The 531-nt window shown below is 78.2% G+C and carries 1 protein-coding gene; it reads right to left on the reverse strand.

The window, feature by feature from the left end; genetic code table 11:
* Positions 1-207 (reverse strand): hypothetical protein (locus tag AC2W7G_RS18355; RefSeq protein ID WP_485869695.1); only part of this gene is annotated, 207 nt, incomplete at its 3' end.
* Positions 208-531: the final 324 nt, after the last annotated feature.

Consider the following 531-nt stretch of genomic DNA (forward strand, 5'->3'; position numbering starts at 1 on the left):
CGGTCGTCCGGTCAGCACGGCGCTGCGTCGGTCGGACGCCACCACGAGCCGGACCCCGGACGGCAGCCGCCCGGCGACGCGCCGCCACGACGCCGGGTACGGCGAGGTGATGCGCACGCGGCTGGCGTACCGGGTCTTGACCGCGCCGCGGGTCAGTGTGCTGCGGGTCAGGTAGCGCGGCGGCACGGCGGCCACGACGACGGGCACGCTCCGCGTGGACGTCAGCCCGGCGCTGCGCACGGTGACGGCGACGCGGATAGCTGCCGCGCGCGTCACCCGTCCGACCAGCCGGTCGCCGACGAAGGCGCAGACCCGACGGCAGCGCGCTCGCGCTCCACGCGTAGCGGCTGTCACCCCCGGACGCGCGCAGCGGCACCGAGACCGTCCGCGCCGTGGTGGTGCGGACCGAGCCCGGGCTCGTCACGCCGAGCGGGGTGACCGACGTCGGCCGCCGACGCCACCCGTCGGCGACGCCGCGACGACGAGGTCGAGCGCGAGCTGTGCGGGCGGCTCCGGCGGCGGTCGGTCACG

The sequence above is a fragment of the Aeromicrobium sp. PFPM2_SD2 genome (assembly GCF_057364525.1).